Source organism: Skermanella rosea, assembly GCF_016806835.2.
In the GTDB taxonomy this organism is placed as follows: Bacteria; Pseudomonadota; Alphaproteobacteria; order Azospirillales; family Azospirillaceae; genus Skermanella; species Skermanella rosea.
Window position 1 is genome coordinate 2,920,128 of record NZ_CP086111.1, and the last position, 23,039, is coordinate 2,943,166.

General features: G+C 68.9%; 24 protein-coding genes. 18 read left to right on the forward strand and 6 right to left on the reverse strand.

The genetic code is table 11. The features are described from left to right. Positions 1-67 precede the first annotated feature (67 nt). The 5 genes from JL101_RS13485 to JL101_RS13505 all read left to right on the forward strand — a co-directional run bounded on the left by JL101_RS13485 (position 68) and on the right by JL101_RS13505 (position 3,469). Positions 68-412, forward strand: coding sequence for a DUF4398 domain-containing protein (locus JL101_RS13485; protein ID WP_203095546.1), 345 nt, complete (start codon positions 68-70; stop codon positions 410-412). Positions 413-438: 26 nt separating this feature from the next. Next, positions 439-1,227: an OmpA family protein gene (locus tag JL101_RS13490; protein ID WP_203095547.1), complete on the forward strand. Its 789-nt coding sequence runs from the start codon at positions 439-441 to the stop codon at positions 1,225-1,227. Between the two features lie 73 nt (positions 1,228-1,300). Next, positions 1,301-1,999, forward strand: coding sequence for a thermonuclease family protein (locus JL101_RS13495; protein WP_203095548.1), 699 nt, complete (start codon positions 1,301-1,303; stop codon positions 1,997-1,999). 106 nt (positions 2,000-2,105) lie between these two features. Continuing rightward, the gene (locus JL101_RS13500) at positions 2,106-2,501 is read left to right on the forward strand and encodes a phage holin family protein (RefSeq protein WP_203095549.1); all 396 of its coding nucleotides are present in this window, start codon (positions 2,106-2,108) and stop codon (positions 2,499-2,501) included. Continuing rightward, the gene (locus JL101_RS13505; protein ID WP_203095550.1) at positions 2,498-3,469 is read left to right on the forward strand and encodes a PRC-barrel domain-containing protein; all 972 of its coding nucleotides are present in this window, start codon (positions 2,498-2,500) and stop codon (positions 3,467-3,469) included. The genes JL101_RS13500 and JL101_RS13505 overlap by 4 nt, the downstream gene beginning before the upstream one ends. 21 nt (positions 3,470-3,490) lie before the next feature. Here the strand turns inward: JL101_RS13505 and JL101_RS13510 are convergent, their stop codons facing one another. Further along, the gene (locus JL101_RS13510; RefSeq protein ID WP_203095551.1) at positions 3,491-4,300 is read right to left on the reverse strand and encodes an MBL fold metallo-hydrolase; all 810 of its coding nucleotides are present in this window, start codon (positions 4,298-4,300) and stop codon (positions 3,491-3,493) included. Between the two features lie 175 nt (positions 4,301-4,475). Between JL101_RS13510 and JL101_RS13515 the strand changes: the two genes are divergently transcribed. Continuing rightward, positions 4,476-4,955, forward strand: a complete 480-nt coding sequence (locus tag JL101_RS13515; RefSeq protein WP_228435440.1) for a hypothetical protein — start codon at positions 4,476-4,478, stop codon at positions 4,953-4,955. 15 nt (positions 4,956-4,970) lie between these two features. On the opposite strand, the gene JL101_RS13520 is transcribed toward JL101_RS13515, so the two are convergent. Continuing rightward, positions 4,971-5,948 (reverse strand): patatin-like phospholipase family protein, encoded by a 978-nt coding sequence (locus JL101_RS13520; RefSeq protein WP_228435441.1) that lies wholly within the window; start codon positions 5,946-5,948, stop codon positions 4,971-4,973. 297 nt (positions 5,949-6,245) lie between these two features. On the opposite strand from JL101_RS13520, the gene JL101_RS13525 reads away from it, so the two are divergent. The 4 genes from JL101_RS13525 (at position 6,246) to JL101_RS13540 (ending at position 11,274) form a co-directional block, all read left to right on the forward strand. Further along, on the forward strand, positions 6,246-8,060 hold the full coding sequence (locus JL101_RS13525; protein WP_228435442.1) for an ABC transporter ATP-binding protein: 1,815 nt from the start codon (positions 6,246-6,248) through the stop codon (positions 8,058-8,060). Positions 8,061-8,189: 129 nt separating this feature from the next. Continuing rightward, positions 8,190-9,032: an NAD(P)-dependent oxidoreductase gene (locus tag JL101_RS13530; protein ID WP_203095554.1), complete on the forward strand. Its 843-nt coding sequence runs from the start codon at positions 8,190-8,192 to the stop codon at positions 9,030-9,032. A gap of 40 nt (positions 9,033-9,072) precedes the next feature. Next, a complete protein-coding gene (locus JL101_RS13535; RefSeq protein ID WP_203095555.1) occupies positions 9,073-10,539 on the forward strand; it encodes a M81 family metallopeptidase in 1,467 nt (488 codons plus the stop codon). A 12-nt stretch (positions 10,540-10,551) separates the two neighbouring features. Beyond that, positions 10,552-11,274: a type 1 glutamine amidotransferase gene (locus JL101_RS13540; RefSeq protein WP_203095556.1), complete on the forward strand. Its 723-nt coding sequence runs from the start codon at positions 10,552-10,554 to the stop codon at positions 11,272-11,274. A 53-nt stretch (positions 11,275-11,327) separates the two neighbouring features. On the opposite strand, the gene JL101_RS13545 is transcribed toward JL101_RS13540, so the two are convergent. The 4 genes from JL101_RS13545 to JL101_RS13560 form a co-directional block, all read right to left on the reverse strand. Continuing rightward, positions 11,328-11,792: a peptidoglycan-binding domain-containing protein gene (locus JL101_RS13545; RefSeq protein ID WP_203095557.1), complete on the reverse strand. Its 465-nt coding sequence runs from the start codon at positions 11,790-11,792 to the stop codon at positions 11,328-11,330. Between the two features lie 45 nt (positions 11,793-11,837). Next, positions 11,838-12,416, reverse strand: coding sequence for an rRNA large subunit pseudouridine synthase E (locus tag JL101_RS13550; RefSeq protein WP_203095558.1), 579 nt, complete (start codon positions 12,414-12,416; stop codon positions 11,838-11,840). Positions 12,417-12,426: 10 nt separating this feature from the next. Beyond that, entirely contained in the window at positions 12,427-12,897 is a 471-nt protein-coding gene (gene msrA, locus JL101_RS13555; protein WP_203095559.1) for a peptide-methionine (S)-S-oxide reductase MsrA, read from the reverse strand. Between the two features lie 94 nt (positions 12,898-12,991). Then, the gene (locus tag JL101_RS13560) at positions 12,992-13,684 is read right to left on the reverse strand and encodes a dienelactone hydrolase family protein (RefSeq protein WP_203095560.1); all 693 of its coding nucleotides are present in this window, start codon (positions 13,682-13,684) and stop codon (positions 12,992-12,994) included. A gap of 129 nt (positions 13,685-13,813) precedes the next feature. On the opposite strand from JL101_RS13560, the gene mepA reads away from it, so the two are divergent. From mepA to JL101_RS13600, 8 genes are all read left to right on the forward strand, one after another. Next, entirely contained in the window at positions 13,814-14,686 is an 873-nt protein-coding gene (mepA, locus tag JL101_RS13565; protein ID WP_228435443.1) for a penicillin-insensitive murein endopeptidase, read from the forward strand. A gap of 131 nt (positions 14,687-14,817) precedes the next feature. Further along, entirely contained in the window at positions 14,818-15,492 is a 675-nt protein-coding gene (locus JL101_RS13570) for a GntR family transcriptional regulator (protein WP_228435444.1), read from the forward strand. Beyond that, the gene (locus JL101_RS13575; RefSeq protein WP_203095563.1) at positions 15,492-16,535 is read left to right on the forward strand and encodes an ABC transporter ATP-binding protein; all 1,044 of its coding nucleotides are present in this window, start codon (positions 15,492-15,494) and stop codon (positions 16,533-16,535) included. The genes JL101_RS13570 and JL101_RS13575 overlap by 1 nt, the downstream gene beginning before the upstream one ends. A gap of 46 nt (positions 16,536-16,581) precedes the next feature. Continuing rightward, complete coding sequence (locus tag JL101_RS13580; protein ID WP_203095564.1) at positions 16,582-17,682, forward strand: ABC transporter ATP-binding protein; 1,101 nt, start codon at positions 16,582-16,584, stop codon at positions 17,680-17,682. 47 nt (positions 17,683-17,729) lie between these two features. Beyond that, on the forward strand, positions 17,730-19,241 hold the full coding sequence (locus tag JL101_RS13585; protein ID WP_203095565.1) for an ABC transporter substrate-binding protein: 1,512 nt from the start codon (positions 17,730-17,732) through the stop codon (positions 19,239-19,241). 76 nt (positions 19,242-19,317) lie between these two features. Continuing rightward, positions 19,318-20,259, forward strand: a complete 942-nt coding sequence (locus JL101_RS13590; protein ID WP_203095566.1) for an ABC transporter permease — start codon at positions 19,318-19,320, stop codon at positions 20,257-20,259. 14 nt (positions 20,260-20,273) lie between these two features. After that, positions 20,274-21,158 carry an ABC transporter permease gene (locus tag JL101_RS13595; protein WP_203095567.1) on the forward strand — a complete coding sequence of 295 codons (885 nt, stop codon included), beginning with the start codon at positions 20,274-20,276 and terminating at the stop codon, positions 21,156-21,158. A gap of 29 nt (positions 21,159-21,187) precedes the next feature. Further along, on the forward strand, positions 21,188-22,981 hold the full coding sequence (locus JL101_RS13600; protein ID WP_203095568.1) for a gamma-glutamyltransferase family protein: 1,794 nt from the start codon (positions 21,188-21,190) through the stop codon (positions 22,979-22,981). The last annotated feature ends 58 nt before the right edge of the window (positions 22,982-23,039 follow it).

Genomic DNA, 23,039 nt, shown 5'->3' on the forward strand with positions numbered 1-23,039 from the left:
CTGCCGACGAGAGTGTGATGTCATGCCAATAACGTCCAAAGTGCGGGGATTGGGCAGGCTATGCCTCGTGGCCGGTGCTGCCCTGGCGCTGGCCGCCTGCGCCAACGATATCCCGGCGCCGACCGAACAAGTGACGCTGTCGGACAACATCATCCGGAATGCCGAGACGGCCGGCGCCGTCCAATACTCGCCCGTCGAACTCAATATGGCGCGCGAAAAGCTGGAAGCCGCCCGACGCGAGATGCAGGACGAGAACAACGAGGAGGCCCGGCGCCTCGCCGAGCAGGCAGAGGTCGACGCCCGCCTCGCTGAACTCCGCTCCCGCACCCAGACCACCAAGGAAGCGGTCGCCGCGGTCCAGGCCAGCATCGACACGCTTCGGCGTGAGCTGAACGCCCGGCCGACCAGTTGAGGGAGACGCGACCAATGGGAACTCACATGACGGTTATACGCCGCTTGGCGCTTGGCGCTTCGGCCTGCGCCCTCCTGGCCGCCTGCGCCAACGCTCCGACCGAGACGGCGAGCGTCACCCAGGCGAACGCCGCCTACCAGTCGGCTCGCAACAATCCTCAGGTGGTCAATACGGCCGCCCTCGAACTGCAGCGCGCCGAGCAGGCCCTGCGCGAAGCCCAGGAAGCCCAGTCGGCCGGCGAGGACGTCGATGTGGTCGACCACGAGGCCTATCTGGCCGAGCGGCGGGCCGAGATCGCGTTCCAGACCGCCGAACTCAATGCGGCGCAGCAGCAGATCGAGCAGGCCAACCAGAGCCGCGACCAGGTCCTGCTCAACGCCCGTTCCGGGCAGGTCCAGAGCCTTCAGCGCCAGCTCGCCGAACTCCAGGCCAAGCAGACCGAACGCGGCATGGTCCTGACGCTCGGCGACGTCCTGTTCGAGGTCGGCAAGGCCGAGCTTCGCCCGGGAGCGCAGCGCACCATCACCGACCTTGCGGCCTTCATGCGCCAGAATCCGGAACGGACCGTCGAAGTCACCGGCTTCACCGACAGCACCGGCAGCGTCGAGCTGAACCAGGAGCTGTCCGAAGACCGTGCCGAGGCCGTGCGCCGCGCCCTGGTCGCCCAGGGCATCAATCCGCAGCGGATCGTGACGCGGGGCCTCGGACCGGCGCTTCCGGTCGCCAGCAACAACACGTCCGGAGGCCGGCAGCAGAACCGGCGCGTCGAGATCACGATCTCCGACGAGACCGGATCTATCCCGCCACGGGCCTGACCGGGAACCATCCGCCGCCCGTCCGGTTGGCCAAGGGATGGTACGCGGACAGGCGGCGGAGGGCCGGGGCCCAATGAAACCATCACGAAGCAGAGCGGGCGCGCGGGCGCTCGGGATCGTCCTGCTGACGCTCCTGAGCCCCGGCATCGTGGCCGGACAAGCCCCGTCGGCCGCCCGACAGGCTTCCGAAGGCAAGATCGCGATACGGGTGATCGACGGCGATACCGTGCAGACGGGATCCGAAGTCCATGAACTGGCGGGTATCGACGCGCCGGAACTGGGTCAGCGTTGCCTCAACAACGGGTCGCTGTATACGTGCGGGCTGGAAGCAAGCTTCGCGCTTCGCAAGATGATCGGGATCATGCCGGTTTCCTGCACAAGCCGGCGTGACGGCGACGACGTGGAATGCACGGGCGACGCCGGGAACCTCGGCCTACTGCTGGTCCAGCAGGGATTCGCCGTCGCCCGGCCGGGAGCGCCTCCGGCGTACCTGGAAGCGCAGCGCGTCGCCAAGGACAGCAAGCTCGGGATCTGGCGGGGCGACTTCGTCCCGTCGGTCCGATGGCGGGAGGGCGAGCGGCTGGAGGCGGAGCGGAAGTCGCCGGTGCCCTGCCCCGTCAAGGCCGCGGTCGAGCAGTCCGGCCGCAGGGTCTACCTGGTGCCGACCGACGGCGTCTACGACAAGGTGGCGCCCGATCCGGAAGCCGGGGGCAGGCTGTTCTGCACCGACGAGGAGGCCCGTGCCGCGGGTTTTGAACGACCGGCATCCTGACCCGGGCACCTCGGTCTCCGGGAACTCGAACGCCTTTGAACGGTTTGCGACATGCTGGGCGGCGCCCCGGGCGTCGGGGTGCGCGCATATGGTACGGGAGTGGAAGATGCAGGAAAACAGGACCGTTGACATGCCCTTGAGCGGCCTTTTCGCCAATCTTCGGCAAGAGGCGACATTGCTCGTCAAGCGCGAGATCGAGCTTGCCCGGGTCGAAGCCGGGCAGAAGGCCGGGCAGATCACCCGCGGGGCCGTGTCCCTGGCAGTCGGCGGCGCAGTGCTGTTCATCGGCATCCTGTTCCTGATGCTGTCGGGGACCTGGGGGCTGTCGCGGTTCGTCGAACCCTGGATTTCCGCGCTGGTCGTGGGCGGCGTCGTGCTGCTGGTCGGCGTCGTCATGCTGCTCAAGGGGATCAGCAACATGAAGAAGCTGAACCTGACCCCGGAGCGTACGCTGGAAACCCTCAAGAGCGACGCCAGCCTGGTGCGGGGCCGCACGCCATGACCGGCTACGGCCGCTCACCGGACGAGATCCAGCGCGAGATCGGGGAGACCCAGGCCAACCTGGCCCGGGCGATCTCTCAGCTGGAGCGCAAGTTCAAGCCGAGCGAGTGGCTGGAGGATGTCACGGGAACGCTGCGTTCCCGCGGCGGTCACCGGCTTGCCGACGCGATCCGGGACAACCCGGTGCCGGCCGGGCTGATCGCCCTCGGGATCGCTTGGCTGGCGGTTTCCGTCGCCTCGACGACACCCCAGCCCGACCGTTTCGTCGCCGATGCCAAGGGATGGCGGCGCCGGGCCGTGCTGTCCGCGCAATCACTGATCGGCGACGAGGTTCGCAACCTGGAGAACCAGGGGCTGGGCCGGATCGAGGACATCATGATCGACGTCCCGACCGGACGCGTCGCCTATGCCGTGCTGTCGTTCGGCGGCATCATGGGGATGGGCGGCAAGCTTTTCGCCCTGCCCTGGCAAGCGCTGCGCATCGACGAGCGGCGGCGGCAGGTCTGGATCGACATCGACCGGTCGCGCCTGCGCGAGGCTCCCGGCTTCGACAAGGATGCCTGGCCCGACATGGCCGACCTGTCCTGGGGCCACCGCGTCCACGGCTTCTGGATGGGCCGCGACGGCGACGTGCTGCACAGGCGCGTCATGTCGGCCGGAAGCCTCGTCGGCGACACCGTGCGCAACCGGGCCGGCCAGGAGTTGGGAACGATCGAGGCCACCATGGTGGACTTGGCCGACGGACGGGTCGTCTACGCGGTCCTGGCGTTCGGCGGCACCTTGGGCTTCGGGGAGAAGCTGTTCGCCGTTCCCTGGCGGGTGCTGAGACTGAACGAGATCGAGAAGCGCTTCATCCTGGACGTCGATCCGGAGCGGCTGAAGCAGTTGGAGGGTTTCGACAAGAGCCGGTGGCCCGACATGGCCGACCCCGCCTGGACCAGTCGCATCGAGATGCAGTTCGCCCGCTGAGCGCCGGCGGTCCGGCGCTCCTCAATGGCCGGGCAGAACGAGGATCTGGCGATAGGGCAGCGTCTGGCGGGACAGGGTGACCGTGGCGCTGTCCGACGTCCGGACCTGGTACGTGCCGTCCATCCGCTGGAGAAATCCCGCCAGGGTCGAGGCGGTGAAGTAGTGCATCGGGATCACCAGCGGCGGCTGGATCTGCGCGATCACCTCGACCATGTAGTCCTGCGCCATGGTGTAGGACCCATCCACCGGCACCAGCAGTACGTCGATCACTCCCAGTTCCGCCAGATGCATGTCGGTCAGGGTGTGGTGCAGATGGCCCAGATGGGCGACGCACAGGCCGCCGGCCTCGAACACGAAGATCGAGTTTCCGCTCACCCGGGTCCCGCCATAGTCCCTCACGTTGGTCGGGACGTTCCTCACCCGCATGTCGCGCAGCGTCACGTCGTGTACGGCCATGCCGCCCTCGTCGCCCCAGCCGCGCAGCACGTGCCGGATCCCCGGATCCGGACGGTCGGTATAGTGGGTCGAATGAGCGTTGTTCATCGTCACGATGTCGGGCAGCCGGTCCGGCCGCAGGTAGCCGTTGTAGTCGGTCACCGCGGACACGTCTTCCGGGCTCTCGATCAGGAAACTGGAATGGCCGAGGAAGGTCAGCCGGAGCGATCCCGCGGCCGGCGCCGCCGCTTGCCTGACCGCCGCCGGGTGGAGCAGCGCGCCGGGGCCCGACGCCACCGGCTGGCACATGGCCATCGCGGCCGACGGGCCGGCCAAGCCGGCGAGGAACGTGAGGATGCCCGCGATCGCGCGGCGGATCGTGGTCTGGAACGGCATCGAAGCGACCTCCCCGATTGGTCCGGCCCGCTGGGTCCGGGCGAGTCCCATCAAGCTTGAAGCGGAAGCGTCCTCGATCAAGCCTCATCAGGTGAACTAGAGTGTCTCCTGCACTGTTTTCCCAGCAACAGTATCGGGCCGGGACATCGGGCCGGAATACAGGAAGGAGCGTGAGGTGAGGGGATCGAGATCGATCGGGACCATGCTTGTGCTGGGTGCAGCCGCGGTGGCGCTGGCATCCTGCGCCAATCCCAATGCGGACAGGGCCGCCGACGCGCGGCAGACGCTTGTCGGCATGCCGAAGGAGACCCTGCTGTCCTGCGCCGGGGTGCCGCAACGCTCCGCCCAGGTCGACGACACGGAATTCATGACCTACACCAGCCGTGAATTCAGCGGCGGCGGGCCCAGCACCTCGTTCGGTGTCGCAGGCGGCAGCGGCGGCTCCGGCGTCGGTTTCGGCATCGGCATACCCCTGTTCGGCGGGGGCGGCGGCTACTCCAGCAGCTGCGACGCGACCTTCACGGTGCGCAACGGCGTGGTCGAGCAGCTCTCCTATACCGGCTCGGCCGGCGCTTCGGCATCGCTGGGCCAGTGCTACCGGATCGTCGAGAACTGCCTGGAGATGGTTCCGGGCGGCACCCTGCCGCCGCGCTGACGCCCGGCGGGGGCTTCAGCGGGCGGTATCCCGCAGGTTGGCGCTGAAGACCCGGATCGCATCGGCCAGGTCGGGCACGGCCCGCTCGGTCGCGGCCGCGCCCTCCTCGATGGCGTCCGGCGCCCGGTCGAACTCCAGCAGCCCGACATGGCCGAGTCGGGGCGTGATCTGGACGTCGGGCGGATCGGTCGCGAGGCGCGCCCGCCCGATCCGGTCGGTTATGATGCCCAGGGAAGACACCATCACGCCGAACAGGCTCGGCCCGTCGTACTCCCGGCTGAAGACGCGCCGGGTCAGGGCGTCCAGTCGCGACGGCGGCGGCGTCTCCGGCGCCTGCTGGGTTTCCTCCAGGGCCTGGAGCAGGTCGAACCCGGCCGCCGTCGCGATGCTGGCGCCGGGCTTGCGGGCTTTTCCCAGGATGTCGGCGTTGAGGTTGACCGCGATCACCATCTCGGCGCCCAGCGCCCGGCAGGCCGCCACCGGAACGGGGTCCACCAGGGCGCCGTCCACCAGCCAGCGCTGGTCGATGCAGATCGGCGGAAAGACGCCCGGCAGCGAGAAGGACGCGCGCAGCGCCTCCGCCAAGCCGCCCGTCCTGAGCCATACCTCGTGCCCGGTGACCAGATCGGTCGCGATGGCGGCGAAAGGGATCGGCAGGTCCTCGATCTGCTGGCCGCCCAGATGCTTCTTCATCTCGGCCATCAGCCGGCCGCCGCCGATCAGGCCGCCGCTGCGCACCCGCAGGTCCAGGTAGCTGACGATCTTCATGCGGCTGAGATTGCGCGCCCACTCCTCCAGCGTGTCGAGATGGCCGGCGAGGTACGAGCCCCCGACCAGGGCCCCGACCGAGGTTCCGGTGACGATGTCCGGCTCGATGCCGAGGCGCTTGAGGCCGCGGAGAACGCCGATATGGGCCCACCCGCGCGCCACGCCGGCGCCGAGCGCCAGGCCGATGCGGGGACGGGTGCGGATCAGGCTGGTTTCGTCTGGCATGCGAGCACCTGGCTGATGCTTTGAAAAGACCACCATGCAGCGAGGCTACACGGTCATAGTTAATGCTTGGTCAAAGGATATAGCTGCCGCCACCCTGTGGCTGTGGCACCATTCACCCTATCTATTTTCCCGTGGCGACCTCCCGCCGGGGCCGACCTTCCCCCATGGGACAAGTCACCGCTGGCTAAATGCCTTCGGATCGGTCAAGTTCTGACCGACCCGAAGGGGTTCGCCGAATTCGACGGCGAGCCTCCGCGTCCAGTTCCGCGCCTCATGAAAACCATTCCATCCTCATCCGTGACCAGAAACTTCGACAAGCCGACGACCCGACACACGGCCACCTGGCCGCTGCTGAAGCGGCTGGTGCTGACCTACCTGAAGCCCTACCGCTGGATCCTGGCGCAGGCGCTGATGTGGATGGCCGTGGCGGCGGCGACCACCGGCGCCATGGCCAAGCTGATGGAACCGATCATCGACGAGGTGTTCCAGAACCGCAACCAGGCCATGCTGTTTCCGGTCGCAGCCGGTGTGCTTATCGCCTTCGGGTTGCGAGGAATATCGACCTACTTCCACAGCGTCCAGATGAACAAAATCGGCCAGCGGATCGTGGCCGACGTGCAGGGCGACATGTATGCCCACCTGCTGCGGTCCGACCTGTCGTTCTTCCACGGCACCTCGGCCGGGCAGCTCATCTCGCGCATGGTCAACGACGTGGGGCTGATGCGCCTCGCCGTCGCGGAATGCCTGACCGGGCTGGGCAAGAGCGTGCTGACCCTGATCATCCTGGTCGCGGTGATGTTCCACCAGGACTGGGTGCTGGCGACCGGCGCCTTCATCGCCTTCCCGCTGGCGGCCTATTTCGTGGCGCGGATCGGCAAGCGGCTGCGCAAGGTCTCGGCCAATACCCAGGCGGAACTGGGCCACTTCTCGACCATCCTGAACCAGACCCTCCAGGGTGCCCGCCACGTCAAGGCGTACGGGATGGAGACGTACGAGCAGAAGCGGGTCGGCGGGATCATCGAGAACCTGTACGAACTGGTGCACAAGGGCTTCCGCGTGTCGGCCATGTCCGGCCCGGTGACGGAGGTCCTGAGCGGCATGGCGATCGTCACGGTGATCGTCTACGGCGGCTATCAGGTGATCAACGGGGAGCGCACCCCCGGCGCGCTGTTCTCCTTCATCACCGCGTTCCTCCTGGCCTACGAGCCGATGAAGCGCATGGCGAAGCTGAACGGCCAGCTCCAGGGCGGCCTCGCCGCGGCTGACCGGGTCTTCGCGCTGCTCGATACGGCGCCTGCGATCGTCGACCGCGCGGGCGCCCGTACGCTCGACGTGGCCCGGCACGACATCCGGTTCGAGGGCGTGCATTTTTCCTACGGCGAGGAGAAGAAGCAGGCGCTGCACGGGATCTCCCTCGACGTGCCGGACGGCCAGACGGTGGCGCTGGTCGGCCCGTCGGGGGCCGGCAAGTCGACGCTGCTGAACCTGATCCCGCGGTTCTACGACGTCACGGGCGGCGCGGTCCGGATCGGCGGAGTCGATGTCCGCGACGTGACGCTGGCGAGCCTGCGCAGCCAGATCGCCCTGGTCAGCCAGGAGGTGGCGCTGTTCGACGACACGATCCGCGCCAACATCGCCTATGGCAGGATCGGCGCCACGGAGGAGGAGGTCGTCGCCGCCGCCAGGGCGGCGGCCGCCCACGACTTCATCCTGGGCCTGCCCGACGGCTACGACACGCTGGTCGGCGAGTTCGGCGTCAAGCTGTCGGGCGGCCAGCGCCAGCGCATCTCCATCGCCCGCGCCATGCTTCGGAACGCCCCGATCCTGCTGCTGGACGAGGCGACCTCCGCCCTCGACACCGAGTCCGAGCGCGCCGTCCAGGGCGCCCTCAAGGCCTTGCAGGAGGGCCGGACGACGCTCGTGGTGGCGCATCGGCTGTCCACGATCGTCGATGCCGACCGGGTCTACGTCATCGACGAGGGCCGGGTCGCCGAGACCGGGACCCATGCCGAGCTGCTTCGCCGCGGCGGGATCTATGCCCGGCTGTGGGGCCTGCAGAGCGGCATGGCCTCCGGCGGGGAGGAGCACGCCGTCCGGGCGGAAATCGGCTGACGATTATTTTTTCGTCCCCGGGGATTGCGCCGGGTGCCCCATCCGTTAATCTTACAGCGATGCGATGGGAGCAAGACTTCCCGCATATGCCTCCCCGCCATGATCCATTCTCCAACACGGTAGGTCGCCGTGCCAGATATCGTCATCTCCGAGCCCATGCACGAAGCCGCGGTCCATGACCTGGGACGCAGCTTCGAAGTCCGATACGACCATGCCCTGGCGCGCGACGGCGCCGCCCTGAGCGGAGCCGTCGCCGACGCCCGCGCGCTCATCGTGCGCGACCGCACCATCATCGACGCGGACCTGCTCGCCGCGGCGCCCCGCTTGCGGGTGATCGGCTGCCTGGGCGCCTGCGCTGAGCAGGTCGACCTGGAAGCCTGCCGTGCCCGCGGCATCGAGATCCACGCCTACGAGGCCGGGGCGGAGCAGACGCCGGCCGACCGGGTCGTCGCCGGCCTGGTACGCCTGCTCGGCCGCTCCGGCTGGACGCCCGGCAACGGCGAACGCACGCTGGGTCTCGTCGGATTCAATCCCGCCGCCCGCGAGATCGCCGGCCGTGCCCGCGCCCTGGGGCTGACCGTGTGGGCCTACGATCCGCTGGTCGATCGCGAGAGCCCGCTGTGGGCCGACCTCGGCGTTCATCCCTCCGGCCTGCTCCACCTGCTCGAAACCTGCGACGCGGTCAGCCTGCATCTCCGCCTGACCGACGAGACCCGCGAGCTGATCGACTGGGAAACCATCACCGAGATGCGCCCGGGCGCCGTCCTGATCAACGCGTCCCATCCGGGTCTGGTCGACAACGGCGCCGTCGTCAGCGCGGTCCGGTCCGGGCGTCTGGCCGGCGCGCTGCTCGACCTGGAAGAGGGCGACTCCGAACCCGAGCTGGACACCCGCAACGCGGCCGACGCGCGGATCGGCGCCTTGATCGCCCACAAGGTTCGGACCACACTGGAGCGTCGCGAGGAAGCCTGAGTTCCGCCGGGGCGGTAATGATGAAACGGGAGGGAGGCCGATGCGTGTCGTCATCGCGCTGCTGAAGCACGAAACGAACACCTTTTCTCCCGTGCCCACGCCGCTGGAGCGATTCGGCAACGGCGGGCCGGCCTGGGGAGCGGACGCCTTCCGCGCCTACCGCAAGACCGCCACCCCGATGGGCGCCTTCATCGACCTCGCCGAGGCGGAGGGTGCCGACATCGTGACTCCCGTCGCGGCGGAGGCCTGGCCCAGCGGGCCTGTCAGCGACGACGCCTATGCCCGGCTGACCGACTCGATCCTGGAGGAGGTTTCCCGCGGCTGCGACTGCGTGCTGCTCGACCTGCACGGCGCCATGGTGACCCGCAGCTTCGAGGATGGCGAGGGCGAGCTGCTGGCCCGCGTCCGCGCCGCCGCTCCCCACGTGCCGGTCGGCGTGGCCCTCGACCTTCACGGCAACCTGTCGGAAAAGATCGTCTCCAATGCGACCGCCATCGCCGGGTTCAAGACCTATCCCCATGTCGACATGTACGAGACCGGGGACCGCGTCGGCAGGATCACGCTGGGCGCCCTGAAGGGGACCTGCCGGCCGGCCATGGCCTGGGGCAACCGGCCGATGCTGCCGCACGTGATGCGCATGGGCACGGCCGAGGCCCCCATGCGCGATCTCGTACTGGAGGCGCGGCGCCTGGAACAGGCCGGCGCGCTGGCGGTCAGCGTCTTCGGCGGGTTCCCCCATGCCGACATCCGCGACGCCGGGATCGGCGTGGTCACGGTGACCGACGGCGACCGGGCCGGCGCGGAGGCGATCCGCGACGGCCTGCTGGACGAGGCTTGGCGCCGCCGGGAGGAGTTCGTCTACCGCGCCGAGCCGCTGGCCCGCTCGGTCGCGCGGGCCGCTGCTCTCGCCGACGGGCCGGTGCTTCTGCTCGACCATTCCGACAATTGCGGTTCCGGCGGCACCCAGGACGTGACCGCGGTGCTGGCGGAGATCATGCGCCAGGGCCTGAAGGACGTCGTCGCCTTCGCGATCCACGACCCGGCCTCGGTCGCCCGGCTGATCGAGGCCGGGGTCGGCGCCCGCGTCACGATCGACATAGGCGGCAGGCTGCCGATGCCCGCGCTCGGCCTGGAAAGGAAGCCGCTCACCGTCACCGGCACCGTCCGAGTCATCACCGACGGCGAGTACACGATCCGGGGGCCGATGTATACCGGAGTGCGCGTCGGCATGGGGCGCACGGTCGTGCTCGACACCGGCGCGGTCGAGATCGTGCTTATCGAGCGCCACCACGAGCCCTGGGACCTGGGCTGCCTGCTCAGCCTCGGCATCGACCCGGCGGCGAAAAAATACATCATGCTGAAGTCGCGGATCCATTATCGTGCCGGCTTCCAGCCCATCGCCCGGCACATCGTGGAATGCGCCGGCGAGGGCGTGACCACCTCGGATTATGGCCGGCTCCATTTCGAGCGGGTCCGCCGTCCGATCTTTCCACTCGACAAGATGTGAAGCCCTGCCATCGTGCGTATCCTCGTGGTTCAGAACAGCCGGCGCGCGCCCGCCGGGCTGCTCGGCGAATACCTGTCCGAACTCGGCGCCGACCTCGTCACCGTCACCCCGCCGGACGGTGAAGCCCTGCCCGCCGGCATCGACGGCTTCGACGGCGCGCTGGTGCTCGGCGGCCCGCAGTTCGCGGGCGACGACCAAGCCAATCCCTACCTGCCCGAACTCATGGACCTGATGCGCCGCTTCGCCGAGGCGGAACGTCCCCTCCTGGGCGTCTGCCTGGGAGCCCAGCTGCTGGCCCGAGCGCATGGCGAGAGGGTCTACAAGCATGTCCGGGTCGAACGCGGCTTCTGCCCGGTCCACCGGACCGATGCCGGCGCCGAGGATGCGGTCCTGGGTTCGCTGGGACCCGTGCGCCACATCATGCAGTGGCACTACGACACCTTCGACCTGCCGCCCGGCGCCGTCCTGCTGGCGACCGGACCGGACTGCGCCAACCAGGCTTTCCGGCTGGGAGATACCCAGTACGGCCTCCAGTTCCATCCCGAGGTCACGCCGGAGATCGTCCGCGACTGGGTCGCCATGTTCAGGACCGAAGCCGGCCCGGACGAGGATTACGACGCGGTCGCCCGGGAGATGGAAACCGGCCTCGCCGAGCACCTGCCGGAAGCCGCAGCCTTCGCCCGCGAGCTGGCGCGCAACTGGCTCGATCTGGCGGCCCGCCGGGCGGATCGATAGTTCGCGCATCTCGCCGCCCGAGGCGCGCGGGACGCGCACCCTCCACCGGGCATCTACCGCTGTGCCCCCCGCACCGCTTCCAGCAGCGTCAGGTCCGGTTCCACTCCGGCCGCGATCCCGTGGTCGCGCCTGAACGCCGCGATCGCCCCGTTCGTCTTCGGCCCCATCAGCCCGTCGGCCGGGCCGGGATCGTAGCCGGCGGCCTTCAGCAGCATCTGGATCTCCCGCAGCTCCGACCGGGTCACCGGCCTCGGACGCTCCGGCACCCGCACCTCCGGGGGTGCCGGAACGCTGGGCGCGGGCGACGCCGCCTCGCGCCCGGCCTTCGCGGCCGGCCGTTCCGGCACGGCGGCGACCGGCTTGGGCGGGCGGACGATGCCGGGATTGTTCAGCGCCGCCAGATAGAACAGTCCGAACAGCGACGCCGACAACAGCCCGATCACGACGACGGGGGTGGCTCCGATGCGCGGCATGCTCACGGCTCCCGGAAGCCTGAACTGGGCAAGATCGATCGCCATGGAGATACCCCGGCCGCCGGTGATGTGGAATTGCCGGTGATTTTATCAGCTTCCCTGCCCGGAGGTGACGGAAATCTCACGCCATTCGCCGGGTGCCAGTCCCTCGACTGACCAGTCGCCCACCGCCCGCCGGATCAGGCGAAGGGTTGGAAAGCCGACCGCGGCGGTCATCCGGCGGACCTGCCGGTTGCGCCCCTCGCGGAGCGTCAGCTCGATCCAGGAGGTCGGGATGCTGGCGCGGTAGCGGATCGGCGGGTCGCGCGGCCAGAGGTCCGCCGGCTCGCCGATCAGCCGCGCGCCGGCCGGCAGCGTCGGCCCGTCCTTCAGCGTGACGCCGCGACGCAGCGATTCCAGCGCCGCCTCGTCCGGAACGCCTTCGACCTGGGCCCAGTAGGTCTTGGGCCGCTTATGGCGCGGGTCGGCGATCCGCGCGTTCAGGGCGCCGTCGTCGGTCAGGACCAGCAGCCCTTCGCTGTCGCGGTCCAGACGGCCCGCGACGTAGACGCCGGGGATGCCGATGTAATCGGCCAGGGTAGGCCGGCCATGCTCCCGGTCGGTGAACTGCGAGAGGACGTCGTAGGGCTTGTTGAACAGGATAAGCCTGCCCCGCCGTCCCGACCTCACGGGCAAGCCCTCATATGTGGCACGAGGCCATGCCGCGGCGTTCCAGGTAGCGCTGGTGATACTCCTCCGCCCGCCAGAAGGTGGAGGCGGGGGTGATTTCCGTGACGATCGGCCGGACGAACCGGCCGGAAGCCTGGGCGCGCTCCTTCGATGCCCGGGCCTCCGCCTCCTGCTCCGGCGAATGGGTGAAGATGGCGGAGCGGTACTGGGTACCGACGTCCGGTCCCTGGCAGTTCAGGGTGGTCGGATCATGGATCTGCCAGAAGACGTCCAGGAGCTGCGCGTAGGATACCCGCGCCGGGTCGTACTCGACCTGGACGACCTCCGCATGGCCGGTCTCGTCGGTGCAGACATCGTCATAGGTCGGGTTGTCCCGGGTTCCGCCGAGATAGCCTACGGCCGTGTCGGTCACCCCGTCCACATGGCGGAACGCCGCCTCCACGCCCCAGAAGCAACCGGCACCGAAAGTCGCTTTCTCCATGATCCGCCTCCAGTCGGAATACGCCCCGCTCGGCAGGAGCCGTTTGCCAGTATGTTGAGGCGCCCGACGCGTCCGTCCAGTGGCTGCGGCCTCGCTAGCGCAGGTACAGGCCCAGGAAATCGAAGGTGCGCTGGTCGGCCAGTTTGCCCGCCTCCGCCGCCGCCCCGGTGGCGCCGGGCCGGGCGAAGCCGTGGCCGACGCCAGGATAGGTATGAATGGCGACCCCCGCAACGGGGCACAGCCGCTCCACCAGGCGCTTGCGCGTTTCGGGCGGGATGAAGGGATCGTCCGCGCCCAGGTGCATCATGAACGGGCGGGTCAGCTTCACCGCCTCGCCGAGGTGCTTTTCGATCCGGGTGCCGTAATAGGCTACGTTGGCCTGCGTGTCGCCGCGGCACGCCATCAGGTAGGCGATGCGTCCGCCCATGCAGTAGCCCACGGTCGCGACTCGCTCGTTGCAGGGTCCCATCTCCCGCAGGTGAAGTACCGCGGCCCTGACATCGTCCAGCATCTGCTCGTCGGTCAGCTCGGCCATCCGGCGCCTGCCCTCCTCGAGCGCCTGGTCGGTTCCCGGCTCCAGCTCCGGCAGGTTGCCCTGCCGCCAGGTCAGGTCGGGACAGACGGTCAGGAACCCGGCTTTCGCGAACCGGTCGGCCGTCTCGCGCATCGACCGGTTGAGCCCGAAAATCTCGTGTATCAGGACGACCCCGCCGGCGCGCCGGCTGTCGGGCTCTGCCAAGTAAGCCGGCATCTGCTGGTCATGCACATCGATCATTATGTCCGGCATTCGACTACTCCCTGCGGCTACGGCCCTCGTTGAGTGGGGAAACCGTATATTAAGGAAACGATGCTACACGCCTGGGTGACGCGTGGGGAGACTCCCGAACGCCATAGCCAACCTCAAGATGATCTCCCCATGACGCCCAGGCTTCCGGCCCTCCTGCTTGCCGTCGGAATCACCCTCTGCACGGGGCTTACGGCCGAGGCCCAGCCAAGCAAATCGGGAGATTGGGGCAAGGTCGCGGCGCCCGCGCCGGGACCGCCCAGGATCTTCGGTTCATACACGAACGGGTGTATCGCCGGCGCGCGCTCCCTGCCGACCGAAGGACCGGGACATCAGGTCGTACGCCTGTCGCGCAACCGCTATTTCGGACACCCCGAAACCGTCGACTACCTGCTCAATCTCGGCCGCCGCGTCGCCGGCGCGGGGCTGGGCATAGCCTTGATCGGGGACATGTCCCAGCCGCGCGGCGGGCCGATGGCGTTCGGCCACGCCAGCCACGAAATCGGCCTGGATGCCGACGTCTGGTTCCGTCTCGACCTGCCGCCCCTGCCCCGCTCCGGGCGCGAAAACCTCGACCTGCCCAGCATGGTCGATTTCGCGGCGAGGCGGGTCGATCCCCGGCGCTTCACGGCCAAGCAGGCAGACCTTGTCCGGTTCGCGGCGATGGATCCCCGCGTCGCCCGCATCTTCGTCAACCCCGCCATCAAGCAGGCGCTGTGCGAACGCCCCTGGAGCGACCGGTCCTGGCTTCGGCTGGTCCGCCCGTGGCACGGGCACGACGCCCACTTCCACGTCAGGCTCAACTGCCCCGCCGACCAGCCCGACTGCGTCTCCCAGGATGCGCCGCCCGAAGGGGACGGTTGCGGGACCGAACTGGCGGAGTGGCTGGCCAAGCTGACGCCGCCCGCCAAGGCACCGTCCAAGCCGCGGTCCGCGCCGTCCCGGCCGGCTCCCGCGCCGGTACCGGCGGCCTGCACCAGCGTGCTCGCGATGCCGCCCCGCTAGGCAGGTCGCTGTTCAAATCGTTGGCAGAGCGCAACGAGTTTAATCATTAAATTTCTGTTAATAATCTGCTTGCGCAAGTTTCGGCCGTCTGCGTATTATCGTTATCGATAATGATGCTCCACGGGGATGGCATGGCGCGGCTTGGCGAAGCGGGAACGGTTCAGTTCAGCAAGGCACGCAAGGGCAGCGTGCTCTATGACGACCTGCGCCGGCAGATCGTCAAGGGCGGCCTGAAGCCCGGCGATCCCATGCTGGAGATCACCGTCGCCCGGGAATACGGATGCAGCCAGGGCACCGTCCGCGAAGCGCTGCTGCGCCTGCAGGAGGATGGACTCGTGGTCCGCAGCGGCTACCGGGGAACGACGGTGTCCGTCACCGGCCCGGCCGAGGCGCGGGAAATGCAGTTCCTGCGCCTTCACCTGGAAACGCAGGGCATCCGCCGGACCGCGCCTCTGGCCGACGAAAGTCTCCTCGCGCGCCTGTCCAGGGTGGTCGAGGACATGGAGCGGGTGGCCGAGGCCGGCGACGAATACGCCCTGACCGAGCTGGACTGCGAGTTCCATCTCGCGATCTTTGCCCGGGCCGGGATGCCGGCGCTCGACGCGATCCTCAGCCGTTGCCTGCTCCACTTGCACCGGCTGACGCTGGCGGAACCCGGCCGAACCCGCCCGCTGCTGATCTCCGCGCGGCGCCACTGGGACGTGGTCGAGGCGCTGCGGACCCGCGATCCCGACACCGCGGTGACAGCGATCACCCATCACATCAACACCGTTCTGGAAACCGGCTTGGCCGGGGAGGAGGGCTGATGGCTCTTCAAGGAGCCGAAACCATACTGGCCGATACGCCGGCACCCGGGGTGCCGGCCGCGGGAACGCCGGTCGCAGAGGTTCGCGATCTCCAGGTGGGCTTCCGCACCGACGACGGCAGCTTCAACGTGCTGGACGGCGTGTCCTTCACGGCGCGGAGCGGACGGACCCTGTGCCTGGTCGGCGAGTCCGGCTGCGGCAAGAGCGTGACCGCCCTGTCCATCATGGGACTCCTCGCCCCGACCGCGGTCGTCGGCCGCGGCGAGATCCTGCTGGACGGCACCGATCTGCTCAAGCTGAACCGCCATGAACTGAACGAGCGGCGCGGCGACCGGATGGCGATGATCTTCCAGGAGCCGATGACCTCGCTCAACCCGGTCTTCACCATCGGCGACCAGATCGTCGAGGGCATCCGGCGCCATCGCCGGGTCAGCCAGGCGGAGGCCGAACGGCACGCGATCGAGATGCTGAAGCGGGTGCGGATCCCGGCCGCCGAGCAGCGCATGAAGGACTACCCGCACCAGCTCTCGGGCGGCATGCGCCAGCGGGTGATGATCGCCATGGCGCTCGCCAACGATCCCCGGCTGCTGATCGCCGACGAGCCGACCACCGCGCTCGACGTCACGATCCAGGCGCAGATCCTGGACCTGATCCGCACCCTCCAGGACGAGACGGGCACCGCGGTCCTCCTGATCACCCACGACCTGGGCGTGGTGGCGGAGGTCGGCGACGACGTGGCGGTGATGTATGCCGGCCGGATCGTCGAGCAGGCATCCGTGGCCGACCTGTTCGCCGATCCCCAGCATCCCTACACCCTGGGCCTGCTCAGCTCGATTCCCCGCCTGGATGCCGACATCGGGCGGCTGCCGACCATCCGCGGCTCGGTGCCGGCCCCGGCCGACATGCCGCAGGGCTGCCGCTTCAGCACGCGCTGCCCCTTCGCGGTGGACAAATGCCGGACCGAGGAGCCGCCGCTGGCCGACCTGTCCCCCGGCCATGCCGTCGCCTGCTGGAGGGCGCCGCTGGAAGAGCGTGCCGCCTGAGCCGCTGGAGACTTGAGCCGCTGGAGACTTGAGAAGGGAGACCGCCATGCAGACGGCACCCGCCGAGAACATTCTCGAGATCGAGAACCTGACCAAACATTTCGCGACCTCCAAGTCGCTGCTGCCCGGAGGCGGCCGCTCCGTCAAGGCGGTGGACGGCGTCAGCTTCACCGTCCGCAAGGGCGAGACCCTGGCGATCGTCGGTGAGAGCGGCTGCGGCAAGTCCACGCTGGCCCGGCTGGTCCTGCGCCTGATCGACCCGACCGGCGGCACCGTCCGCTTCTATGGCCAGGACATCGCGACGATCCCGGAACGCAGCATGCGCCCGCTCCGCGCCCGCATGCAGATGATCTTCCAGGACCCCTTCGCCTCGCTCAACCCGCGCATGACCGTCGCGGAGATCCTGACCGAGCCGATGCAGGTCCACAAGCTCGGCACCCGCGCCGAGCGGCGCGAGCGGATGATCGAGCTGCTCGAACTGGTCGGCCTGACCGCCCGGCACGCCGACCGCTACCCGCACGAGTTCAGCGGCGGCCAGCGCCAGCGGATCGGCATCGCCCGCGCCCTTGCCGCCGGCCCGGAGCTGGTGATCGGCGACGAGCCGGTCTCGGCCCTGGACGTGTCAGTACAGGCGCAGGTGATCAACCTGCTGGAAGACCTCAAGCAGCGGCTCGGGCTGACGCTGGTGATCATCTCCCACGACCTCGCCGTGGTCAGGCACATGTCCGACCGCGTCGGCGTGATGTATCTGGGCAAGATGGTGGAGCTTGCGGATACCCGGGCCCTCTTCTCCTCGCCCCGCCACCCCTATACGCGGGCGCTGATGTCGGCGGTGCCGCTGCCCGATCCCGATGCCCGGTCGGAACGGCAGCTGCTGGAAGGCGACGTGCCGAGCCCGCTCAATCCCCCCAGCGGCTGCCGTTTCCACACCCGCTGCCCCTACGCACGGGAGCGCTGCCGGACCGAGGAGCCGGTGATGGGGGCCAACGACGACGATCACGGCGTTGCCTGCCATTTCTGGCGGGAGATCGACGCCCTGCCCCGCCCCACCGCCGCCGCGGCCCGCCCGATCAGCGAGGCCTACGCCAGGCGCCGCGCCCTCTACATGGAGCGCAGGGCGCTCCAGGAAGACGCGCCGGCCCCGTGAGGCCCCGGCGCACCAAGGAAAAACAGGGAGCTTCGAGACCTATGACCATGAAGAACTGGCAAGCCGGCCTGCTGGCCGCGGGCTTCATCGCCCTCACCGCTTCCGGCGCGGGCGCGCAGACCCTGCGCGTCGGCCTCCAGGAAGACCCGGACCTGCTCGATCCCGATCTGGCCCGGTCCTTCGTCGGCCGCATCGTCTTCACCAGCCTGTGCGACAAGCTGGTGGACCTCGGCCCCGACCTCGATTTCGTGCCGCAGCTCGCGACGGAGTGGTCCTGGTCGCCCGACAACAAGGCGCTGACCCTGAAACTGCGCCAGGGCGTCACCTTCCATGACGGCGAGCCGTTCAACGCCGAGGCGGTGAAGTTCAACATCGAGCGGTCGCTCACCCTGCCCGGCTCGACCCGGCGCAGCGAGATCGCAGCGGTCACCTCGGTGGACGTGGTCGATCCCTATACCGTGCGCCTCAACCTGTCGGAGCCGTTCGCCCCGCTGCTGGCGGCCCTGTCCGACCGCGCCGGGATGATGATCTCGCCCAAGGCAGCCCGCGAGGCCGGCGAGAACTTCAGCCGCACCCCGGTCTGCTCCGGCCCCTACAAGTTCGTCGAGCGCATCGCCCAGGACCGGATCGTGCTGGAGAAGTTCCCGCAGTACTGGAACGCCTCGGCCTATCCGCTGGAGGGGGTGACCTATCTTCCGATCCCCGACACCACCGTGCGTCTGGCGAACCTCCAGTCCGGCGGGCTGGACATCATCGAGCGGACGGCCCCGGCGGACCTCCCGACCGTGCGCGGCGACAGCTCGCTGAAACTGGAGCAGGCGACGAGCCTCGGCTACCAGGGCATCACCCTGAACGTCGGCAACGGCCCCCGCGCCGACCAGCCGCTCGGCAAGGACCCGAAGGTGCGCGAGGCGTTCGAACTGGCGATCGACCGCAACATCGTCAATCAGGTCGGTTTCGAGGGCGAGCACACCGTCGGCAACCAGCCGGTGGCACCCACCAACCCGTTCTACGCCAAGAGCGTGCCGGTGCCTGAGCGCGACGTGGAGCGGGCGAAGAAGCTGCTGGAGGAAGCCGGCCACGGCCGCGTCAAGGTCGAGCTGATGACCCCCAACGCCCCGGACAGCCTGCGCGTCGCCGAGGTGATCCAGGCGCTGGCGGGAGAGGCCGGGTTCGACGTGTCGGTCAACGCGACCGAGTTCGCGACCGGCCTGGACCGCCAGACCCGCGGCGACTTCGAGGCGTTCCTGATCGGCTGGAGCGGCCGGGCCGACCCCGACGGCAACATCCACACCTTCGTCTCGTGCAAGGGCGGCCTGAACGACGGCAAGTACTGCAATCCCAAGGTCGACGAACACCTCAACGCCGCCAGGACCACGACCGACACGGCGACGCGCAAGGCGGAGTACGCCAAGGCGGCGGAACTCTACCTGGCCGATCGGCAGCGCATCTACATGTACCACCAGAACTGGTTCTGGGCGATGACCGCCGCCCTGGAAGGCTTCAAGCCCCACCCGGACGGCATGATCCGCCTGGAGGGCGTCTCGCTCAAGAAGTAACCCTGCGACCCCCTGGACCATGTTCCCCCGCCTCCCCTCCCGGGGGGCGGGGCGAGGATACGCAAAGGAACGTCCCTTGCTGGCTTACATGGCGCGGCGTCTCGCCGTCAGCATCCCGACCCTGCTGCTGATCTCCATGCTCGTCTTCTCGCTCCAGCTCCTCCTCCCCGGCGACCCGGCGCTCGCCATCGCCGGGGAGGAGCGCAGCCCGGAAGTGCTGGCGGCGATCCGCGAGCGGTACCACCTGAACGACCCGGTACCGGTCCAGTACTGGTACTGGCTGACCGGAGTCCTGTCCGGCGACATGGGTGAATCGATCCGCAGCCGCATGCCGGTGACCGAGCTGATCCTCAGCAAGCTGCCGGTCACCATCCAGCTCGCCGTCATGGCGATGATCATAGCACTGGCGATCGGCATCCCGGCCGGCATCGTCTCCGCCGTGCGCAAGGGCACCGCCTGGGACATGGGCGCCAACGTGGTGGCCCTGTCCGGCATCTCGATCCCCAATTTCTGGCTCGGCATCATGCTGATCATGCTGGTGTCGGTGCAGTGGGGCCTGCTGCCGGCGTCCGGCTACGCCAACCCGCTGGAAGACCCGCTCCGCAACATCCAGACCATGATCATGCCTGCCTTCGTGCTCGGCACCGGCATCGCCGCGATCATGATGCGGCACACCCGCAGCGCGATGCTCTCGTCCCTGCGGGCCGACTATGTCCGCACCGCCCGGGCCAAGGGGCTGTCGGAGCGGATCGTGGTGCTGCGGCACGCGCTCCGCAACGCGCTGATCCCCGTCGTCACCCTGGGCACGCTCCAGCTCGGCGAACTGCTGTCGGGCGCCGTGCTGACCGAGCAGATCTTCACCATCCCCGGATTCGGCAAGCTGATCGTGGACGCGGTGTTCAACCGCGACTACGCGGTCGTGCAGGGCGTCGTCCTGTTCACCGGCACCGCCTTCATCCTGATGAACCTGCTGGCCGACATGCTGTACTTCCTGCTGAACCCGCGGCTCCGCGCCTGAGGGAGGGCACCGCCATGAGCATAACCAACGCGGTCGCGACCGCGACACGCTCCGCCAAGCCCCGGTCGCGCTCGCGCGTCTGGCGCAAGCTGGGCCGCAACAAGACGGCGCTGGCCGGCGGCGTCATCGTGCTGCTGTTCGTCCTGATGGCGATCGCGGCCCCGCTGATCGCCCCCTACGAACCCAACGTGTCGAGCTGGCTGACCGTCCGCAAGGCACCCAGCGCGGCCCACTGGATGGGCACTGACGATGTCGGCCGGGACGTGATGTCCCGCCTGATCCACGGCAGCCGGGCCTCGCTCTCCGCGGGCATCATCTCGGTCGTCATCGCCCTGGCGATCGGCGTGCCGCTGGGCGTCGTCTCCGGCTATTACGGCGGCTGGCTGGACGCCGTGATCTCCCGCGTGACGGAGGCGGTGCTGGCCTGCCCGTTCCTGATCCTGGCGATCGCGCTGGCGGCCTTCCTCGGCCCCAGCCTGACCAACGCGATGATCGCGATCGGCATCTCCGCCGCCCCGATCTTCGCGAGGCTGGCGCGCGGGCAGGTGCTGTCGGTCAAGACCGAGGACTATGTCCAGGGCGCCCGGGCGGTCGGCTGCTCCGACCTGCGGATCATCGGCCGCTACATCCTGCCCAACATCTTCCCGCCGCTGCTGGTCCAATCCACCCTGACCATCGCCACCGCGATCATCGCGGAGGCCAGCCTGTCCTTCCTCGGCCTCGGCCAGCAGCCGCCCGACCCGAGCTGGGGAAGCATGCTCAACACCGCCAAGAACTTCATCACCCAGGCGCCCTGGATGGCGATCTGGCCGGGCATCGCGATCTTCGTGGTGGTCTTCGGCTTCAACATCCTGGGTGACGGGCTGCGCGACGCGCTGGACCCGCGCGACAGCCGCTGAACGAAGAAAACCAAAGGGAATCGCTCATAATGTTCACCACCCGTCCGGAAATCCTCGGCACCTTCGGCGCCGTCACCTCGACCCACTGGCTGGCCTCGGCCGCCGGCATGGCGGTGCTGGAGAAGGGCGGCAACGCCTTCGACGCCGCCGTCGCCACCGGCTTCGTCCTGCAGATCGTCGAGCCGCACCTGAACGGACCTGCCGGCGAGGTGCCGATCCTGATCTACAACGCGTCGGAGGACCGGGTCCGCGTGATCTGCGGCCAGGGCACCGCGCCGGGTGCCGCGACGATCCAGGCCTATCGCGACCAGGGCCTGTCGCTGATCCCCGGTACCGGCCTGCTCGCCGCCGTGGTCCCCGGCGCGTTCGACGCTTGGCTGACCATGCTGCGCGACCACGGCACCATGGAGCTGGCCGACGTACTGGAGCCGGCGATCTACTACGCCGAGACCGGGCATCCCATGCTGGCCCGCGTCTCCCAGTCGATCGACACGGTCAGCGCCATGTTCCGGGAGGACTGGCCGACCTCCGCCGCGACCTGGCTGCCGAACGGCGAGGTGCCGAAGCCGGGCGCCCTGTTCCGCAACGAACGCCTGGCCGCCACGTACAAGCGACTGGTGCGCGAGGCCCAGGGGCCGACCCGCGAGTCCCGCATCCAGGCCGCCCGCGACCAGTTCTACCAGGGCTTCGTGGCCGAGGCGATCGACAGCTTCTGCCGGACCAACGAGGTGATGGACGTCTCCGGCCGCCGCCACCGCGGGCTGCTGAGCGGGCAGGACATGGCCGGCTGGAAGGCGACCTACGAGGACCCGCTGACCTACGACTACCGCAACTATACCGTCTGCAAGACCGGCCCCTGGGGCCAGGGTCCCGTCTTCCTCCAGCAGATCGCCCTGCTGAAGGGCTTCGACCTCGACAGCATGGACCCGAACGGCCCCGACTTCATCCATACCGTAATCGAGTGCATGAAGCTCGCCTTCGCCGACCGGGAGGCCTATTACGGCGATCCGGACTTCGTCGAGGTACCGGTCGAGACCCTGCTGTCCGACGCCTACAACGACGAGCGCCGCAAGCTGGTCGGCGACACGGCGTCGCTGGAGTTGCGGCCGGGCCGCATCCCCGGCTTCGAGGGGCAGGCCGACCGGGCGGTTCCCGGCGTCGCGGGCCATGCCGGGAGCGACAGCGGCGCCGGGGCCGGCGAGCCGACCATGGCGCACCTGTCCGAGCAGCGCGGCGAGCGGCGGGGCGACACCTGCCATATCGACGTCATCGACCGCTGGGGCAACATGGTTTCCGCGACGCCCAGCGGCGGCTGGCTGCAAAGCTCCCCCATCATCCCGGAGCTGGGCTTCGCCCTGACCAGCCGGGCGCAGATGTTCTGGCTGGAGGAAGGCCTGCCGTCCAGCCTGGCGCCGGGCAAGCGCCCGCGCACGACGCTGACCCCGTCCATGGCGCTGCGCGACGGCAAGCCTTACCTGGCCTTCGGCACGCCGGGCGGCGACCAGCAGGACCAGTGGCAGCCGATCTTCTTCCTGCGCCATGTCCATTACGGGCTGAACCTGCAGGAGACGATCGACCAGCCGCTGTTCCACACCGACCATTTCCCGGGCTCGTTCTATCCGCGCGCCAGCCGCCCGGGCAGCCTTTCGGTGGAGGCGAATCTACCCGCCTCGACCATTGAGGAATTGCTGCGGCGCGGGCATAACGTGGAAGTAATGCCCGAATGGTCGATCGGCCGTTTGTGCGCGGCATCCCGGGAGCAGGGCATCATCAAGGCTGCGGCGACGCCGCGCCTGATGCAGGCCTACGCGATCGGGCGTTAAGACCTGCGTTAAGATAAGGGGGGCTCCCTCCTTCCGGGGAGGAAGGAGCCCTTCCAAG